This window comes from Microbacterium sp. MYb54 (assembly GCF_002979515.1).
Lineage (GTDB): Bacteria > Actinomycetota > Actinomycetes > Actinomycetales > Microbacteriaceae > Microbacterium.
Genome location: NZ_PCPA01000003.1, coordinates 1 through 14703, shown reverse-complemented (window position 1 = coordinate 14703; position 14703 = coordinate 1). Strand labels below are relative to the sequence as shown.

General features: G+C 67.4%; 13 protein-coding genes and 1 tRNA gene. 8 read left to right on the top strand and 6 right to left on the bottom strand.

Annotated features, from left to right (window positions below; translation table 11 throughout):
- Nucleotides 1–2187 carry an MMPL family transporter gene (locus CQ040_RS04275; RefSeq protein ID WP_105527059.1) on the top strand — a complete coding sequence of 729 codons (2187 nt, stop codon included), beginning with the start codon at nt 1–3 and terminating at the stop codon, nt 2185–2187.
- Nucleotides 2188–2226: 39 nt separating this feature from the next.
- Nucleotides 2227–2299, top strand: a tRNA-Arg gene (locus CQ040_RS04270).
- Between the two features lie 219 nt (nt 2300–2518).
- Here the strand turns inward: CQ040_RS04270 and CQ040_RS04265 are convergent.
- The 3 genes from CQ040_RS04265 to CQ040_RS04255 all read right to left on the bottom strand — a co-directional run bounded on the left by CQ040_RS04265 (nt 2519) and on the right by CQ040_RS04255 (nt 5126).
- Nucleotides 2519–3016 (bottom strand): HNH endonuclease, encoded by a 498-nt coding sequence (locus tag CQ040_RS04265; RefSeq protein WP_028503307.1) that lies wholly within the window; start codon nt 3014–3016, stop codon nt 2519–2521.
- A gap of 309 nt (nt 3017–3325) precedes the next feature.
- Nucleotides 3326–4063 carry a M23 family metallopeptidase gene (locus CQ040_RS04260; RefSeq protein ID WP_105527039.1) on the bottom strand — a complete coding sequence of 246 codons (738 nt, stop codon included), beginning with the start codon at nt 4061–4063 and terminating at the stop codon, nt 3326–3328.
- A gap of 361 nt (nt 4064–4424) precedes the next feature.
- Nucleotides 4425–5126: a metal-dependent transcriptional regulator gene (locus tag CQ040_RS04255; RefSeq protein ID WP_028503309.1), complete on the bottom strand. Its 702-nt coding sequence runs from the start codon at nt 5124–5126 to the stop codon at nt 4425–4427.
- A 101-nt stretch (nt 5127–5227) separates the two neighbouring features.
- Here CQ040_RS04255 and serC point away from each other — a divergent pair, with 101 nt between their 5' ends.
- Nucleotides 5228–6340, top strand: a complete 1113-nt coding sequence (serC, locus tag CQ040_RS04250) for a phosphoserine transaminase (RefSeq protein ID WP_105527040.1) — start codon at nt 5228–5230, stop codon at nt 6338–6340.
- 10 nt (nt 6341–6350) lie between these two features.
- On the opposite strand, the gene CQ040_RS04245 is transcribed toward serC, so the two are convergent.
- Both CQ040_RS04245 and CQ040_RS04240 read right to left on the bottom strand, forming a co-directional pair.
- Complete coding sequence (locus tag CQ040_RS04245; protein ID WP_105527041.1) at nt 6351–6950, bottom strand: DUF3027 domain-containing protein; 600 nt, start codon at nt 6948–6950, stop codon at nt 6351–6353.
- The gene (locus tag CQ040_RS04240; protein ID WP_028503312.1) at nt 6934–7314 is read right to left on the bottom strand and encodes a cold-shock protein; all 381 of its coding nucleotides are present in this window, start codon (nt 7312–7314) and stop codon (nt 6934–6936) included. The genes CQ040_RS04245 and CQ040_RS04240 overlap by 17 nt, the downstream gene beginning before the upstream one ends.
- 118 nt (nt 7315–7432) lie before the next feature.
- On the opposite strand from CQ040_RS04240, the gene CQ040_RS04235 reads away from it, so the two are divergent.
- Genes CQ040_RS04235 through CQ040_RS04225 form a run of 3 tightly spaced genes read left to right on the top strand, consistent with a single transcriptional unit; the run spans nt 7433 to nt 11105 of the window.
- Entirely contained in the window at nt 7433–7708 is a 276-nt protein-coding gene (locus CQ040_RS04235) for a multidrug ABC transporter ATPase (RefSeq protein WP_105527042.1), read from the top strand.
- A 10-nt stretch (nt 7709–7718) separates the two neighbouring features.
- Complete coding sequence (locus CQ040_RS04230; protein ID WP_105527043.1) at nt 7719–9428, top strand: helicase-associated domain-containing protein; 1710 nt, start codon at nt 7719–7721, stop codon at nt 9426–9428.
- 36 nt (nt 9429–9464) lie between these two features.
- Nucleotides 9465–11105: a DNA repair helicase XPB gene (locus tag CQ040_RS04225; protein ID WP_028503315.1), complete on the top strand. Its 1641-nt coding sequence runs from the start codon at nt 9465–9467 to the stop codon at nt 11103–11105.
- A gap of 24 nt (nt 11106–11129) precedes the next feature.
- Here the strand turns inward: CQ040_RS04225 and CQ040_RS04220 are convergent, their stop codons facing one another.
- Nucleotides 11130–12146 (bottom strand): CPBP family intramembrane glutamic endopeptidase, encoded by a 1017-nt coding sequence (locus CQ040_RS04220; protein ID WP_181156758.1) that lies wholly within the window; start codon nt 12144–12146, stop codon nt 11130–11132.
- A 165-nt stretch (nt 12147–12311) separates the two neighbouring features.
- Here CQ040_RS04220 and CQ040_RS04215 point away from each other — a divergent pair, with 165 nt between their 5' ends.
- The gene (locus CQ040_RS04215) at nt 12312–13004 is read left to right on the top strand and encodes a response regulator transcription factor (RefSeq protein ID WP_105527045.1); all 693 of its coding nucleotides are present in this window, start codon (nt 12312–12314) and stop codon (nt 13002–13004) included.
- Nucleotides 13005–13065: 61 nt separating this feature from the next.
- A partial coding sequence (locus CQ040_RS04210) for a cell wall metabolism sensor histidine kinase WalK (protein ID WP_105720486.1) occupies nt 13066–14703 on the top strand: 1638 nt, incomplete at its 3' end.

The following is a 14703-nucleotide window of genomic DNA, read 5'->3' as shown; positions in this document are numbered from 1 at the left end:
ATGTCCCGCCCCCTCCCCACGCCGACTCCGCCCATCAGGGAACGTTCGCGGCGCCACTCCTGGGTCCGCGTCCTTCTTCCTGTGGCGCTGATCCTCGTGTGGCTGGTGGGCGCGTCGCTGGGCGGGCCGCTGTTCGGCAAGGTCGACGAGGTCTCCTCCAACGAGCAGACGACCTACCTGCCGGAATCCGCCGACGCGACCCAGGTGCAGAAGCTGCTCGGCGAGTTCAACGACAGCGACTCGATCCCGGCCATCGCCGTGTTCACCTCCGATGAGAAGCTCACCCAGACTCAGCTCGATGCGATCTCGGATGCGGTCGCCGCCGCCCCGGATGTGGAAGGTGTCGGTGACGACGTCTCGCCCGCGCTCCCCTCCGACGACGGGCGAGCGGTCCAGGCCTTCATCCCGATCGACAGCGACGCCGAACTCGCCGACACGACCGCTGCACTCGGAGACGAGCTCCGCACCGGTGTTCCTGAGGGGATCACGGTCTACATCACGGGACCTGCCGGATTCAGCGCCGACCTGGTCGCCGGATTCGCTGGGATCGACGGCCTGCTGCTCGGCGTTGCGCTTCTCGCGGTGCTGGTCATCCTGGTGCTCGTCTACCGCTCGTTCCTGCTGCCGCTCGTCGTGCTCTCGACGAGCCTCTTCGCACTCTGCGTAGCTCTCCTCGTGGTGTGGTGGCTCGCGAAGTTCGAGGTGCTGCTGCTCAGCGGCCAGACGCAGGGCATCCTCTTCATCCTCGTGATCGGTGCCGCCACCGACTACGCCCTGCTGTTCGTCGCTCGGTTCCGTGAGGAGCTGCGGGTCTCGCAAGACAAGGGCACGGCGGTCCTCTCGGCCTGGAAGGGCTCGGTCGAGCCGATCGTCGCCTCGGGCGGCACGGTGATCGCGGGGCTCCTGTGCCTTCTGCTCAGCGACCTGAAATCGAACAGCACCCTGGGCCCGGTCGCGGCGATCGGCATCGTGTTCGCCATGCTCTCGGCTTTGACCCTGCTCCCGTCACTGCTGCTGCTCTTCGGCCGCGCGGTGTTCTGGCCTCGACGTCCGCGTTTCGAACCGGAGCTCGTCGCCTCCGAGCACGGTATGCGCACGACAGGGCTGTGGGCGCGCCTCGCCGGCCTCATCAAGCGCCGCCCACGGACCATCTGGATCGTCACGACCCTCGTGCTCCTGGTCGGAGCGGCGGGGATCACCCAGCTCGATGCGGACGGGATTCCGCAGTCCGATCTGGTGCTCGGCGCCTCCGAGGCGCGGGACGGTCAGGTGGCGCTGGGCGAGCACTTCCCCGGCGGATCCGGCAGCCCGGTGTACGTGGTCGTGGCCGAGGATGAGCTGCAGGACGCCGCCGACGTCCTGCTCGCGAACGACGGCATCGATGCGGTCTCGGTCACCGCCGCCGACTCGCCCAGCGGCACGGCTCCCGTGACCGCAGACGGCATCACCGCCGTCGGCGCGCCCGGCACGCCCGTGCCCGACCCGACGACGGTCGATGGCGACGTGCTCCTTCAGGGCACGCTCACCGATGCCGCAGACTCGGATGCCGCGGCATCCACCGTGCGCGACCTCCGCAGCGAACTCGACGGACTGGATGCACTCGTGGGCGGGGTCACCGCGACCTCGATCGACACCAACGACGCCTCGATCCACGACCGGAACCTCATCATCCCGGTCATCCTCGTCGTGATCATGTTCATCCTGATGCTGCTCCTGCGCTCCGTCCTCGCGCCGGTGCTGCTGATCCTGACGACGGTGCTGTCCTTCGGCACGGCGATGGGAGTGTCGGCGCTCGTCTTCAACGGGATCTTCGCGTTCCCGGGTGCCGACCCGGCCGTTCCGCTCTTCGGGTTCGTGTTCCTGGTCGCACTCGGCATCGACTACAACATCTTCCTGATGACGCGAGTGCGCGAGGAGTCGAAGGCTCACGGCACGAGAGAGGGGATACTGCGGGGGCTGTCGATCACGGGTGGGGTCATCACATCGGCAGGCCTCGTCCTTGCCGCGACCTTCGCCGCATTGTCGGTGATCCCGATCCTGTTCCTCGTGCAGCTGGCGTTCATCGTCGCCTTCGGGGTGCTGCTGGACACGTTCGTCGTCCGTTCGCTGCTGGTTCCCGCCCTGACGTATGACATCGGAAAGGCCATCTGGTGGCCATCCAAGCTGTGGCGGCGCGGAGAGGACTGAGACGGGCGGCGCGCGCCCGGTCGCTTAGACTGGATGCGCGCCCTCGTAGCTCAGGGGATAGAGCAGCCCTCTCCTAAAGGGCAGGTCGCAGGTTCGAATCCTGTCGCGGGCACGACGTGCAGAAGGGGAGCCGCCCGGAGGGTGGCTCCCCTTCTGCACGTCTCAGGCCCCCGTCAGCGGGCCCCGCCGGTCCGAGGCTCCGCGGGCCGCCCTGCGTGGTGGCTGTTCCTCGCCTCGTGATGTCGCGGCGCGTGGAGTGGCCGGTGGCGGAAGCGCGGGCACGACGTGCAGAAGGGGAGCCGCCCGGAGGGTGGCTCCCCTTCTGCACGTCTCAGGCTGCCAGTGCGAGGTACGGCTCCCATCGCGGATCGCTGCGTTCGGTTCCGCGCACGGTCCAGGCAGTCCCGTGCGGAGGGCGCGGGGTGAACCGAAGCTGCCAGCGCATCTCCTGCGGAGTGCGGTTGCTCTTGACGTTGTTGCAGCGCAGGCAGCAGGCGACGAGATTTTCCCAGGAGTCCGCTCCCCCACGCGAGCGTGGCAGCACATGATCGATCGTGGATGCCGCCTTCCCGCAGTAGCCGCAACGGTGATTGTCTCGGCGGAGGACACCGCGACGCGTGACCGGCGCACGCCTGCTCGTCGGCACCCGGACGTACCGGGCCAGGATTATCACCGCCGGGCGATCGTAGACGCCATGGGTGCCCCAGACGGGGTCTTCTTCCATGCGTTCGATCACGGTCGCCTTGTCATTCATCACGAGCACCAAGGCTCGCTTGAACGACACGATCGCGAGCGGCTCGTATCCGGCATTCAGGACCAGTGTGCGCATTCGTCATCCTCTCGATCCGCCGGGACGGCTTCCCGGCACTCTCGACTCACACGAGGTCGTGCAGGAGGCAGAGCGATCGCGGGGACGAAAAAAGGCGCCGTCTAAAGACAGCGCCTTTCGCGCACGGCAACGCCGTGGCATCCCTGCGGGCTATGCAGAAGGACGTGACGACCGAGGGCATCCATGGTTCGGATGCTCGGTATTCGCTCCATCAGCCTCTCCCACCTGTACGACAACGGGTTCAGGCTAACCCATCACGCTGTGTGCAAGGCGAAACAGCAGATGAATGGAAAGAGGCGTGTCCGAAGATCAGCCGGCGTTGACCGAGAGCCACGACATGGGCTCGACGAGCCCGCCGTTGATCCAGACCTCGAAGTGCAGGTGGTTGGCGGTCGAGCGGCCGGTGCTGCCGACGTAGCCGATCAACTGTCCCGCCGAGACGGTCTGACCGGTCTGCACCTGTCGCGAGTTGTAGAGCATGTGACCATAGGTGGTCTGCACTCGCTGACCACCGACGACGCTGTCGAGCATCACGGCAACACCGTAGCCGCCGATGCTCTCTGCAGAGGCGCGGACGACTCCGCCGGCGGCCGCGTAGATCGGCGTACCGGCCGGGGCGAGCATGTCGGCACCGTTGTGCCCACCGCCCACCGTGCGGCTGACGTTCCACGAGCCCATCGGCAACGGGTAGCGCACCTCGCCGGAGCCCGGAGATGTCAGCGCGTATCCGGCAGTGTTGAACCGGGAGGAGGTGGAAGCTGTCGCGGTGCTGGCAGCAGCGGCGGCCGCCTCTTCTGCCTTCTTCTTCGCGATCTCCTCGGGAGTCGTCGCGCTGAACGTGCCGCGAGCGAGCGGTGCTGCGGTGGCCTGCGAGGCGACGACGAGCGACTGCGCGTCGACCGCTGCGAGCTGCTGCACCGTCGTGGGGGCTGCTTCGCTCGGCTTCGACGAGGCAAAAGCAGGCAGAGCGATTCCGGCGACCAATGCACCGACGGCCCCGAAGATGGCAATGGATCGGAGTGGCTTGACAGCCTTTCGAGCACTCATACGCGCGCCTACTCGGCGGGCGGGTACTCGGTCTTCAGATGTCTTCTTCGCGGGCTGTTCGATGTCTGCGGCCAAAACTTGGTCCTCCTGGGCCCTCGCGCTGTTCGGGTAGCGCTGGCTCGTCGGCACTCTGCTCTCGTGGCACGAATGTAGCTCGGGTACTTTGTGCGTTCCTGCCGTGAAGACGACGAGCCTGGAAGGCAAATCTTCGCGGGTTCATCTCCAGCGGGCTTCTTCGCTGGCGACCTGACCGAGGTTACCGGAAGATAACGATCATGTCACCCCAGGAAACTGACAATCGCCGCAGAAGCTCGCGACCGCGCACCTCCGCACCGGTGTCAGACCCGGATTTCAGGCCGGATCAGGCCGGTTCACCAACCAGGAAGATATGCGACGCCAGCTCTACGGGGAGCTCAAGCCCATCCTCTTTGCCGTCCATCTGGATGAGGACGTAGCCCTCGCTGAAGCGGAAGTCGCCATGCGCACCCGGAACCACTCCGGCGTCGCGGAGCTGCTCGAGCAGCTCGGGGTCGACCTGCGCCGGCTCGGCGAGACGACGCACGGTCCCCTCGACGGGTTCGCCCGCCGCGTTCAGTCGCTGGACGAGACCGATGACGCCTTCATCGAACGTACGAGCGGGCACGTCGCCGAGCTGGTCGAGCCCGGGAATGGGGTTGCCATAGGGCGACTCCGTCGGGTGCCCGAGCAGTTCGACCAGGCGGCGCTCCACCTGCTCGCTCATCACGTGCTCCCAGCGGCATGCCTCTTCGTGCACGAACGCCCAGTCGAGCCCGATCACGTCGGAGAGCAGACGCTCGGCGAGACGGTGCTTGCGCATCACGTCGACAGCCTTGCGACGCCCGGCCTCGGTGAGCTCGAGCGTGCGATCCTCCGAGACGATGACGAGACCGTCACGCTCCATGCGGCCGACGGTCTGCGAGACGGTCGGCCCGGAATGACCGAGACGCTCGGAGATACGCGCACGCAGCGGCACGATGTTCTCTTCCTCGAGCTCGAGGATGGTGCGGAGATACATCTCCGTGGTGTCGATCAGATCGGTCATGTGAAGGCCCTCCGAGGTTCTTAGGCAAGCCTACATTCCCGCGGCGACATCGGACCCGCTCCCGGTCCGGCGACATGCCGAGCGCCCCCTAGAATCGACGCATGGCGATCGAGATTCCCCGTGACCTCCTGCCCGCTGACGGCCGCTTCGGCTGCGGTCCCTCGAAGGTGCGCCCCGCGCAGCTCGAGGCGCTGATCTCCTCGGGAGCGACGATCCTGGGCACATCGCACCGCCAGGCCCCGGTGAAGAACCTCGTCGGCAGCATCCGAGAGCAGCTCGCCGCGCTGTTCCGAGTGCCCGAGGGGTATGAGATCCTCGTGGGCAACGGCGGCTCCACGGCATTCTGGGACGCAGCAGCCTTCGGGCTCATCGAACGGCGGAGCCAGAACCTCGTGTTCGGCGAGTTCGGCGGGAAGTTCGCGGCCTCGTCCGCAGCACCCTGGCTCGAGGCGCCCGATGTGCGCAAGGCCGAGCCGGGCTCCCTGACCGTCACGGAGGTCGTTCCTGGCATCGACGTGTACGCCTGGCCTCACAACGAGACCTCGACCGGCGTCGCGGCACCGATCCAGCGCGTCGATGCCGATGGTGCTCTGACCGTCATCGATGCGACCAGCGCTGCGGGCGGCATCGACTTCGATGCGGCCCAGACAGACGTCTACTACTTCGCACCGCAGAAGAACCTCGGCTCGGACGGCGGCCTGTGGTTCGCCGCGGTCTCCCCCGCCGCGATCGAGCGCATCGAGCGCATCGCGGCATCGGGTCGCTACATCCCGGAGTTCCTGAGCCTGAAGAACGCGGTCGACAACTCGCGGCTCAACCAGACGCTCAACACTCCGGCCCTCACGACCCTGCACCTGCTCGACAGCCAGCTCAGCTGGATCCTCGACAACGGCGGTCTCTCCTGGGCCGCGGCCCGCACGTCCGAGTCGTCCTCGGTGCTGTACGACTGGGCCGAGGCCTCCTCGGTCGCGACGCCGTTCGTCGTCGACGCGGCGCACCGCTCTCCCGTGGTCGCGACGATCGACTTCGACGACAGCATCGACGCCGCCGCGATCGCGAAGACGCTCCGCGCCAACGGCATCGTCGACACGGAGCCCTACCGCAAGCTCGGCCGCAACCAGCTGCGCGTGGCGACGTTCGTCTCGATCGAGCCGGACGATGTGCGCCAGCTGACCCGATCGATCGACTACGTGCTGGAGAACCTGGGCGGCTGACCGCCGGAGGTCACTCCTCTTCGTCGACCTCGCCGGCGTCCGCATCCAGGACGTCGGCGTCGTCGTCTTCGGCGTCTTCGTCGTCGTCTTCGGACTCGTCGTCTTCGGAGTCGTCGAGTTCATCGATGTCGACACCGTCGAGATCGCCGGCGTGCAGGATGTCGGCCTCGCCGTCGTCCAAGTCGTCATCATCATCGTCGTCGTCGTCGTCATCGAGAACATCGTCGTCGAGGACGTCATCGCCAGCAGCCGCACCGTCATCGGCCGCAGCCGCTGCCTCGGCGAGTTCGACCTGGTGCGCCCGATAGTCCGCCAGACGCTCGGCCCACGGCACCCAATCCGGGGCGAGGAGTGCACCGTCTCCGGGAAGGAGCTCGACTTCGAGCACAGTCGGCTCTTCGTCGTCCACCCGGGCGACCGTCACGGTCCAGTACCACCCGGGGTAGCCGGGGAGTCGGTTCGCGAATCGCAGCGAGACCGAGCCGTCTTCTTCGGCGAGGTACCCGGCGGCAGGGCCGACGGTCGACGCGGGCGTGATCTCACGCAGAGCAGCCAGCGCGAGGTCGTGTGCGTCGACGAGACGGGCGTCGGCGTCAGGCTTCGAGGTCATCAGCGACCTTGCGTAGGACGGCCGCGATCTTTCGGCCGTGTGCGGAGGAGGGGTAGCGCCCACGGCGCAGGTCCCCGCCGATGCCGTCGAGGAGCTTCACCAGGTCTTCGACGATGATCGCCATGTCGTCTGCCGACTTGCGCTTCGCCTTCGACAGGCTCGGCGGCGCCTCGAGCACACGCACCGACAATGCCTGCAGGCCGCGCTTCCCATCGGCCACGCCGAACTCCACGCGCGCACCGGCCTTCACCGCAGCGCCTGCTGGCATCGCGGAGGCGTGCAGGAAGACGTCCTGGCCGTCATCGCTGGCGATGAAGCCGAAACCCTTGTCTTCGTCGTAGAACCTGACCTTGCCGGTGGGCATGGGAGAACCTCGCTGATATCGATGTGCAGAACAGTGGACGCGCTCATGCGCGTTCCTCCAGCCTACCGGTCGCGGGGTGCGCGGAACCGAAGGCCGCGGTGCGAGTAGGGTGAGACGGATGAGCACGAAGAATTCTGACCCGGAGGTTCCCGTCCGCCGGCTGGATCGTATCCTGGCGTTCGGCGCGCTCGGAATCGCCGCGGCATCCGTGGTGTGCTTCTTCGCCATCATCATCGGAACCTGGCTCGGGATGGGGCAGGCCTCCTTCGGTGAGGGTGTGTGGCCCGTCATCGCAGCGATCCCGTACTGGGGCCTACCGGTCGCCTTCCTCATGATCATCGCGCTCCTGACGATGAGCTTCATTCGAAAGGGCCGCGCGTCTTCGCGTTCCTGAGGCCTCTGCCATGAGCACTCACGCGCGACCGCTGGCGGATTGGCTGGCCGCGGCGAGCGACGATGACCTCCGCCACCTCCTCGGCGCACGAAGCGTGCGACCGGATGCCGCGTGGCAGGACTTCTTCGATGCCGCTGAGGCACTGCTGGATCCGGTGTCGCTGGGTCGCGTCCTCCCGTCGCTGACGGCGTCCGAGGCCACAGCGCTGCTAGCTGCGGTGTCGGGCGAAGCGACCGGGCGCGAACTGCAGCAGCTGACGGCACTCGCTCTGCTGCGGCCTGACGGCACGCCCTACCCGCCAGTGGTGGCGGCGATCGCCGGACGCGCAGCACCCGTTACGCCCGTGGAGACCCCTGCGTCCCCGTCATCGGAGACCGCGTCGGCGCATGCCGCAGAGCGCGCTTTCACCACCGTCGCCGTCCTCGCGGATCTACTCCTGATAGCCAGGGAGAGTCCGTTCGCACTGCTCACAGGCGGCGGCGTCAGCGCAGGTGAGAAGCGTCAGCTCGCGGATGCGGGAGTAGCCGCGGAGATCGTCGACACCCTCGCCGCGGTCGCGCTCCAAGCCGGACTCGCCGTCGCCGCAGACCGCCGGCTGCGCTCGAGTCAGTCGGCGGAGGACTGGCTGCGCTCCTCCGCCGGGGATCGATGGTCGCTGCTGGCGACCTCGTTCCGCGACGCGCTCCCGCGCGGCATCCGCTCGGCTTCCGGCGGATGGATCCCCCCGCAAGCGTGGGCTCTCGCGCACCCGTGGGACCCGGCGTGGCCGGACCGCTCGCGCACCTTGTACGAGGCTGCCCGACTCCTCGGCCTGATCGCTGAAGACTGGACCGAGCCCGAATGGGCTGTTGGCCTGCGCCGAGGGGAACAGGCCGACGCCACGAGCCTGGTTCGGCTGCTGCCGACCGAAGTCGACCGGATCTTCCTGCAGAACGACCTGACGGCGATCGCACCGGGCCCCCTGGAGCCCGCGCTGGATGTGCGGCTGCGCACGATCGCCGCCCGAGAGTCCGCTGCCCAGGCCTCCTCCTATCGCTTCACCTCGGAATCCGTCGCGCATGCATTCGTCGCAGGTGAGACCGAGCAATCGATCCTCGACTTCCTGACCTCCGTCTCGCTCACCGGTATCCCCCAGCCCCTCAGCTACCTGATCGCGCAGACGTCCCAGCGACACGGACTGGTCCGGGTCTCCACCGATGAGGAGACCGGTCGTACGCGGATCGAGAGCACCGACACGCACCTCATCCAAGCGATGGCGGTGGACCAGTCGCTGCGTCCGCTCGCACTCACCGCGCACGTCGAGTCGCTCACGACCCGGGTCAGCCGAGAGACGGTCTACTGGGCACTCACCGACGCACGGTATCCGGCGACCCTCGTGGGGGCCGACGGCGCCCTCCCCGTGCGCGAGAGGCACCCGGCACCCCCCGCCCCGATGCCGAGCGCGGATTCCACCGACCTCATGCCACTGATCTCACGGCTCCGCTCGCACCAGGGGCCGGATGCCGACGCCGCGTGGCTCGACCGAGAGCTCGAAGCCGCCGTGCGGGCGAAGTCCGTTCTCCAGGTCACCGTCGGGATGCCGGACGGGTCCACCAGAGAGCTCCTGCTCGAAGCGACCGGGATCGGCGGAGGCAGGCTTCGAGGACGAGACCGCGCTGCCGATGTGGAGCGCACGCTCCCGGTGTCGAGCATTCTGAACGCGACGATCCTCGCGCCGTAGGCCGAGCCCCTCATCCGACCGCTAAACTGGTGAGCTATGTCTGATGGCCCACTGATCGTCCAGAGCGATCGCACCGTGCTGCTCGAAGTCGCCCACGCCGACGCCGAGAGCGCCCGTCACGAGCTGGCGATCTTCGCCGAACTGGAACGCGCTCCCGAGCACATCCACACGTATCGGATCACTCGCCTCGGGCTGTGGAACGCCCGGGCTGCGGGGCACACCGCCGAAGACATGCTCGAGACACTCGACCGCTGGTCGCGCTTCCCCGTTCCGCCGTCAGTCTCGGTCGATCTGCGTGAGACCGTGAACCGCTACGGGCGGCTGGTGATCGAACGCGACGACGAGGGAACGCTGATCCTGCGGTCTTCCGACCCCGCTGTCCTGGCGCAGGTCGCGAACAACAAGCGCATCCAACCGCTGCTCATCGGGCACCCTTCGCCTGAGACGTTCGTCGTCGACGCGTGGGCGCGCGGGCAGATCAAGCAGGAACTGCTGAAGATCGGCTGGCCTGCCGAAGACCTCGCCGGGTACACCCCGGGAACCCCGCACGAGATCGCCCTCGCCGAAGACGGCTGGCACATCCGCCCCTACCAGCAGGATGCCGTCGACGCCTTCTCGAAAGACGGCTCCGGCGTCGTTGTGCTCCCCTGTGGCGCAGGCAAGACGATCGTCGGCGCCGGCGCGATGGCCGCGACCAAGACGACGACGCTGATCCTCGTCACGAACACCGTGTCGGCGAGGCAGTGGCGCGACGAGCTGCTCAAGCGCACCAGCCTCACCCCCGAGGAGATCGGCGAGTATTCGGGACAGGCCAAAGAGGTCAAGCCGGTCACGATCGCGACCTACCAGATCCTCACGGCCAAGCGGAAGGGCGAGTACGCGCATCTGGCGCTGCTGGATGCTCTCGACTGGGGCCTCATCGTCTACGACGAGGTGCACCTGCTTCCGGCACCGGTGTTCAAGCTCACCGCCGATCTGCAGGCTCGACGCCGCATCGGCCTCACCGCGACGCTGGTGCGCGAGGACGGGCGCGAAGGCGACGTCTTCAGCCTGATCGGACCCAAGCGGTTCGACGCCCCCTGGAAGCAGATCGAGGCACAGGGCTTCATCTCCCCCGCCGCCTGCTACGAGGTGCGCATCGACCTTCCGCCGAGCGACCGGCTCGAGTACGCCGCAGCGACCGACGACGAACGCTATCGGCTCGCGGCTTCCGCGCCCGCCAAGGTCCAGGCCGTGCGGGAGCTCATCGCGAAGCACGAAGGCGAGCGCATCCTCGTGATCGGACAGTACCTCGATCAGCTGGAGTCGCTGTCGACAGCCCTGAACGCTCCCCAGATCACGGGGGCCACCCCGATCGACGAGCGCGAAGAGCTGTACCGTGCGTTCCGTGAGGGCGACATCTCGCTGCTCGTGGTCTCGAAGGTGGCGAACTTCTCGATCGACCTCCCGGAGGCGTCCGTCGCCATCCAGGTGTCCGGTTCCTTCGGTTCACGTCAGGAAGAGGCTCAGCGTCTGGGCCGTCTGCTGCGACCGAAGCAGTCGGGGCACACCGCGAGCTTCTACACGCTGGTCGCCCGTGACACGATCGACCAGGACTACGCCCAGAACCGCCAGCGGTTCCTGGCCGAGCAGGGATACAGCTACACGATCATGGACTCCGACGCGATCGCCGCCTGAGCACGCGGGACGCAGCCGTACCGCTCAGCCGTGCAGAACGCGACCCAGATCATGGGTACCGTTCGCTGCGCCCGTGACGCTCGCAGCGCGCGCTGTCCGTGCGATCCCGAGCTTTCCGGCCCAACGGTCGGCGAGCACGGCGTAGACGATCATCGCAAGGGCCGAGCCGATCAGATCGACGGGTGTTCCCGAGGTCGCGTTGGCGTCGACCAGGGTTACTGAGCCGAGCAAGAAGATCAGCACGTTGTTGACGATGTGCAGCGAGATCGCAGCTTCCAGACCGCCCGTGCGCCAGGTCAGCCAAGCGGCGACGATCGCGAACAACCCCACGCTCGCCGCGCCCCAGATGTCGTACCCGTGGCCGAGGACGAACAGCGGCACGGGCAGGAGGATCGCGAAGGCCGGATGACGAAGCCAGCTGCCGACCAGCTGCATCAAGTACCCGCGGAACACATACTCCTCGGCCGCTGCCTGGAACGGGATGAGCAGCAGGACCAGCAGCACCATGACCCACAGCCGGGGGTGGGAGAAGTCTGCGGCCACCGCCTCCCCGCTGAGAGCGGACCATCCCAGCACCACGGCGAAGTAGACGATGAATACCCCGAGCGCCAGCAGCAGACTCTGCCCGAGCCATGCCATCCGCAGTCTCCCGGTGACGGATGAGAGCAGACCGACCCCGCGGCCCTCGACGATGCGCGAAGCCAGCAGCAGCGCGGGGATCATCAGGATCAGTGGCAGCACGAGGGCGACCAGGAGCCAGGGACGGTCGAGGTCGAAGTACTGCTGCGTCGTGAGGAGCGCCTGCGTCTCGACACCCCACGCCGGAACGAACATCGACACGATGATCAGCGGCACGAGCACGACCAGCAGGATCCCGATGTAGAGCGCTACTGCGAGGAGTCCCGTCAGCAGCATCCGCCACCAGCGATAGCGCGGCCGCAGGCGCGCCAGCCGGTGGTAGGCGATGTGCTCGACGCGCGGCGGCGCCACGGGGGCGATGACAGATGCGGGGGCGGCGGTGTCGTCCTCGTTCGAACTCATGCATCGATCCTTCCGTGCACAGCTATGCAGCGCATCCGACTGCGGGGGGATCTCTGCGTCAGGATGCCGCACGAACCCAGCTGTGACCCGCTGTCGAGCGGTCGACTCCACGCCGTTCCGCACAATAGTCAGCATCCACATGGCCGAAGTCACCATAATGGGGACATGACTGCTCCGCGCATCCTGGTCGTCGACGACGAACCCAACATCCGCGACCTGCTCTCGACGGGTCTCAGCTTCGCCGGATTCCAGGTGAAGACGGTCGCCAACGGCGCCGCAACGATCTCGGCTGTCCTCGAAGAGGAGCCAGACCTCATCATCCTGGATGTCATGCTCCCCGACATGAACGGGTTCAGCGTGACCAAGCGCCTTCGCGGCGCAGGATTCACCGCTCCGATCCTCTTCCTGACGGCGAAGGACGGCACCGAGGACAAGATCGAAGGCCTCAACGCCGGCGGTGACGACTACGTCACCAAGCCCTTCAGCCTCGACGAGATCGTCGCCAGAGCGCAGGCGATCCTCCGCCGCACGATGCAGGCCGACGAAGAGTCGGTCATCCGTGCCGGCGAGCTGTCGATGGACCAGGACACGCATGACGTCCACGTCGGCAAGGAGCCGATCGAGCTGAGCCCGACCGAGTTCAAGCTGCTGCGCTACCTGATGCTCAACCCGAACCGTGTGCTGTCGAAGGCCCAGATCCTCGACCACGTGTGGGAGTACGACTTCAACGGCGACGCCGGCATCGTCGAGAGCTACATCTCCTACCTCCGCCGCAAGATCGACCCGCACACCGAGGAGTCGCTGATCCAGACCAAGCGGGGCTTCGGCTACATGCTCAAGGTCGGCAAGACGGTCTGACGACCGCCGCACCACCACCGACGCCGCCCCGCGGCGGATTCGCCGCACCTGGGAGGGCCGCATGGCACACAAGCCCGATGCGGTCACCAGCTGGTGGCGCCGCATCAGCCTTCGGGCGAAGGTCACCGGAGTCACGGTCGCGGTGCTCGCGCTCGGCCTGCTCGTCGCGGGTATCGGAACGGTGCCGATTCTTCGCAACGCCCTCGTCGCGAACATCGACGCGCAGTTGCCCGCGCTGGTCTCCAGCGATCTGGTGGAGCGCTACTTCGACACCGCGACGGCCGACGGTGTCACCACCTACACCCCACGCGAGGAGCAGCCTCGCGACTTCTCGTTCGCCATCTACGATGCGACAGGCGAGCTTCGTGCGACCGCGCGGGGAACCTCGGGCCAGGCACCCCTGTTCCCCGCTCAGTACTCCCTCGCGAAAGCGACCGCCAACACCGATCAGATCCCCCTCGAGATGATGGGAGCTGACGGCGAGGTGTTCCACGCCGCTGTCGCGGTGGTTCCGGGAGAGGGCGGCGTCCTGCGCATCCAGCTGGTCGCGTTGCCGCTCGCTCCGGCCGATCGCATCATCAGCCAGTACTTCGGCATCTACATCACGATCGCCCTGATCACCATCCTGATCGCCGCGCTCCTCACCCGCGGACTCGTCACCCTCACGTTCCGAAGACTCGGTCAGGTCGAAGCCACCGCGATGTCGATCGCTGCCGGCGATTTCCGACAGCGGCTCACCGACCTCGAACCGACCACGGAAGTCGGCCGCCTGAACGCCGCGATCAACACGATGCTCGACCGCGTGGACCGCTCGCTCGCGCAACGCGACCGCACTGTCCAGCACATGCGGCGATTCATCGGCGATGCCAGCCACGAACTGCGAACTCCCCTGGTCAGCGTCCGCGGCTACGCGGAGCTGTACCGGATGGGCGCGATCAAGGGCGAGGAAGACACGGCGCGAGCCATGGAGCGCATCGAGAAGGAAGCCATCAGAATGGGCGTCCTGGTCGAAGACCTCCTCGCCCTGGCGCGCCTGGATGAGGAACGCGAGCCCGAGATCGTGCCGCTCGACCTGAGGCCGATCGCGAGGGATGCCGCCCTCGACCTGCGTGCCGCGGCCCCCGGCAGGACGGTGACCGTGATCGACCGCACCGCGGACAGCAAGACCACGATCCCCGTGTACGAGGTGGCTCCAGTGCAACCGACGCCCCCCGCGCCGCGAGGACTGTCGCGTGCCGCGCTCTCACGGCTCCGCCGACGCCCCCGACAGCCGGAACAGGCGCCGGCCATCGACTTCACCGAGGTGCCTGATCTTCCCGTGCGCACCCCACCGATCGTGCTCGGCGAAGAGAACAAGGTGCGCCAGGTGGTCACGAATCTGCTGGGCAATGCCCGCCGGTTCTCTCCCGAAGACGGTCCGATCGAGATCGTCGTCGACTCCGACAGGGTCAGCGGCACCGGGAGCATCGCGATCGTCGATCATGGCGAAGGCATCCCCCCGCAGATCCGGGAGCAGATCTTCGAACGCTTCTGGCGTGCCGACACCTCACGCGCACGTGAGACCGGTGGCTCAGGTCTCGGGCTCGCGATCGTGGCGTCGATCCTGAAGGCACTGCACGGCGGCGTCGATGTGACGGAGACCCCGGGCGGGGGTGCGACCTTCACGGTCACGCTCCCCCTCGCCCCCGCCCGCGCCACC

Excerpts from the sequence above, each read along its gene's own strand:
- CQ040_RS04245 (WP_105527041.1), bottom strand. The coding sequence starts at position 6,950 with ATGACCTCGAAGCCTGACGCCGACGCCCGTCTCGTCGACGCACACGAC.
- CQ040_RS04260 (WP_105527039.1), bottom strand. The coding sequence starts at position 4,063 with ATGAGTGCTCGAAAGGCTGTCAAGCCACTCCGATCCATTGCCATCTTC.
- CQ040_RS04265 (WP_028503307.1), bottom strand. The coding sequence starts at position 3,016 with ATGCGCACACTGGTCCTGAATGCCGGATACGAGCCGCTCGCGATCGTG.
- CQ040_RS04255 (WP_028503309.1), bottom strand. The coding sequence starts at position 5,126 with ATGACCGATCTGATCGACACCACGGAGATGTATCTCCGCACCATCCTC.
- CQ040_RS04230 (WP_105527043.1), top strand. The coding sequence starts at position 7,719 with ATGAGCACTCACGCGCGACCGCTGGCGGATTGGCTGGCCGCGGCGAGC.
- CQ040_RS04215 (WP_105527045.1), top strand. The coding sequence starts at position 12,312 with ATGACTGCTCCGCGCATCCTGGTCGTCGACGACGAACCCAACATCCGC.
- CQ040_RS04220 (WP_181156758.1), bottom strand. The coding sequence starts at position 12,146 with ATGAGTTCGAACGAGGACGACACCGCCGCCCCCGCATCTGTCATCGCC.
- CQ040_RS04275 (WP_105527059.1), top strand. The coding sequence starts at position 1 with ATGTCCCGCCCCCTCCCCACGCCGACTCCGCCCATCAGGGAACGTTCG.
- serC (WP_105527040.1), top strand. The coding sequence starts at position 5,228 with ATGGCGATCGAGATTCCCCGTGACCTCCTGCCCGCTGACGGCCGCTTC.
- CQ040_RS04235 (WP_105527042.1), top strand. The coding sequence starts at position 7,433 with ATGAGCACGAAGAATTCTGACCCGGAGGTTCCCGTCCGCCGGCTGGAT.
- CQ040_RS04225 (WP_028503315.1), top strand. The coding sequence starts at position 9,465 with ATGTCTGATGGCCCACTGATCGTCCAGAGCGATCGCACCGTGCTGCTC.
- CQ040_RS04240 (WP_028503312.1), bottom strand. The coding sequence starts at position 7,314 with ATGCCCACCGGCAAGGTCAGGTTCTACGACGAAGACAAGGGTTTCGGC.